We start from the raw sequence: 2349 nt of genomic DNA, 5'->3' as shown, positions 1-2349 counted from the left end.
AGAATGATGTCTCATGTTTTAGATATGTCGGTTTTCCCAGGAAATCAAGGTGGACCTTTAATGCATATTATTGCTGCTAAAGCGGTGGCGTTTGGAGAATGTTTAACTGATGAGTTTTTCCGTTATGCTATGCAAGTGAAGAAAAATGCACAAGCAATGGCAGAAGCATTCAACAAAAGAGGTTACAAATTAATTTCTGGTGGTACAGATAACCACATGATGTTAATTGATTTAAGAAATAAAGGAATTTCAGGTAAAGAGGCAGAAAATGCATTGGTAAAAGCTGAAATTACAGTAAATAAAAATATGGTCCCATTTGATGATAAATCACCATTTGTTACTTCGGGTATTCGTGTGGGAACTCCAGCAATCACAACTCGTGGTTTAGTGGAAGAGGATATGGAAACAGTTGTAGCTTTAATCGATAAAGTATTAATGAATCATACTGATGAAGCTGTTTTAGAACAAGTAGCGGAAGAAGTAAATGATTTAATGAGCGAAAGAGCGATGTTTGTATTTTAATCTTTTAATTAAAAATAAATAAAAAATCCGAGCATTGCTCGGATTTTTTTGATATCGTAATTCGTAATTTTCTTATTCGTAATTATTTTCCGTCTCTATCTACTTTAATTCGTTCAGGACGATTCGCTAATTCCCAAGCTAAAGCAAAAGCTAATTGTGCACGTTTTGCTAAGGCATCGTATTCAATTTTGTCTGGAGTATCACTTGGTAAGTGGTAATCCGCGTGGATTCCGTTGAAGAAGAAAATCGCTGGGATTCCTTTTTTCGCAAAGTTATAATGGTCAGAACGGTAGTAGATTCTTTCTGGATCTTTTCTATCGTTGTATTTATAATCCAATTCTAATTTGGTGTATTTAGCATTAGCTTCTTCGTTGATTGTGTGAAGTTCACTACTTAATCTATCAGAACCAATCACATAAATATAATTGTTTGTACCCGGGTGAAGCGTATCTCTTCTTCCCACCATATCAATATTAATGTCTGCAATGGTATTTGCTAACGGGAATAAAGGATTTTCAGAATAATATCTTGAACCGTGCAAGCCGTGCTCTTCACCAGTAACGTGTAAGAATAAGATAGAACGTTTTGGTCCATGTCCTTTTTTCTCTGCTTCTTTAAATGCTTGTGCAATTTCTAATAATGCTACCGTTCCTGAACCATCATCATCAGCTCCGTTGTAGATTTCTCCGTTTTTCATTCCAACGTGATCGTAATGAGCTGAAATAACTAAAACTTCATCTGGTTTTTCTGAACCTTTAATGAAAGCCCAAATGTTTTCTGAATCATTTAATTTAGGAGCAAATCCTTTTTTCATGAATTCAGAAGGTACTTTTTGATAAAAATCAGTCGCTCCAGGAGGAAAACTGATGCCCATTTTTTTGTATTCGTTAATTAAATACTCACCTGCTTTTTTTTGTCCAGGTTCACCTGTGTTTCTTCCTTGCATTTCATCACCTGCTACAATGTATAGGTGTTTGCTTAGTTCTGGAGCTGTAATGGTGTTAATGTAAGTGCCTGCATCTGCTTTTGTAGCTACCTTTGTTGACGAACAACTCATCAAAATCAAAGATAAAACAGCACCTGAAAAAAATATTTTTTTCATAAAAAGTTTTTGTTGGTTTCTAATTCAAAACAAATATAATTAGTTAGTAGCGCAAATGATTTTTTTATTACACTTTGTAATAAATTTTAACAAAATTTGAAGATTAGTAAAGATTATTACAAATTTACAATCAGTAACTTTGCAGATAACAAGCATTTTATAATGAAATTAAACCTAAACGACACATTTAACAAACAACTTCAGTCTGATACTGATACTTCAAACACAAGACGACAAGTTTTTGGAGCTTGTTTTTCCTATGTAACACCTCGAGTTCCCAGCAATCCCAAATTACTTCATGTTGCTGATGAGGTAGCCAATTTAATTGGTTTGTCTAAGGAAGCGGTAACATCAGCTAAATTTTTAGACATAGTTTCTGGTGGTAAAGTGTATCCTGAAACCCAACCTTATGCTATGGCCTATGCCGGACACCAATTTGGAAACTGGGCGGGACAATTAGGTGATGGAAGGGCTATTAATTTGTTTGAAGTATTGCATAACAATCAACGTTGGGCATTACAGTTAAAAGGAGCAGGTGAAACACCTTATTCTAGAAATGCCGATGGTTTAGCGGTTTTGCGTTCTTCTATTCGTGAGCATTTGTGTAGTGAGGCGATGTTTCATTTGGGTGTACCAACAACGCGTTCGTTATCTTTGGTAACAACAGGCGATAAGGTGTTACGTGATATTTTGTACAACGGAAATCCTGCTTATGAAGACGGAGC

2 protein-coding genes and 1 pseudogene are annotated in these 2349 nt (G+C 35.3%); 2 read left to right on the top strand and 1 reads right to left on the bottom strand.

The window, feature by feature from the left end:
* Window positions 1-522 (top strand): annotated as a pseudogene (glyA, locus tag B4I81_RS08530) (serine hydroxymethyltransferase); the annotation flags it as partial.
* A gap of 82 nt (window positions 523-604) precedes the next feature.
* Here glyA and B4I81_RS08525 read toward each other — a convergent pair.
* Window positions 605-1624 carry a M28 family metallopeptidase gene (locus B4I81_RS08525; RefSeq protein ID WP_291109647.1) on the bottom strand — a complete coding sequence of 340 codons (1020 nt, stop codon included), beginning with the start codon at window positions 1622-1624 and terminating at the stop codon, window positions 605-607.
* A 159-nt stretch (window positions 1625-1783) separates the two neighbouring features.
* Here B4I81_RS08525 and B4I81_RS08520 point away from each other — a divergent pair.
* A partial coding sequence (locus B4I81_RS08520) for a protein adenylyltransferase SelO family protein (protein WP_291109671.1) occupies window positions 1784-2349 on the top strand: 566 nt, incomplete at its 3' end.

This window comes from Flavobacterium sp. UBA6195, from assembly GCF_002422095.1.
Classification (GTDB): Bacteria; Bacteroidota; Bacteroidia; order Flavobacteriales; family Flavobacteriaceae; genus Flavobacterium.
The sequence above is the reverse complement of the archived record's forward strand: the minus strand, read 5'-3'. Positions and strand labels throughout refer to the sequence as shown.

Bases quoted from the DNA above. Each gene is read 5' to 3' on its own strand.
- B4I81_RS08525 (WP_291109647.1), bottom strand. From the start codon at position 1,624: ATGAAAAAAATATTTTTTTCAGGTGCTGTTTTATCTTTGATTTTGATG.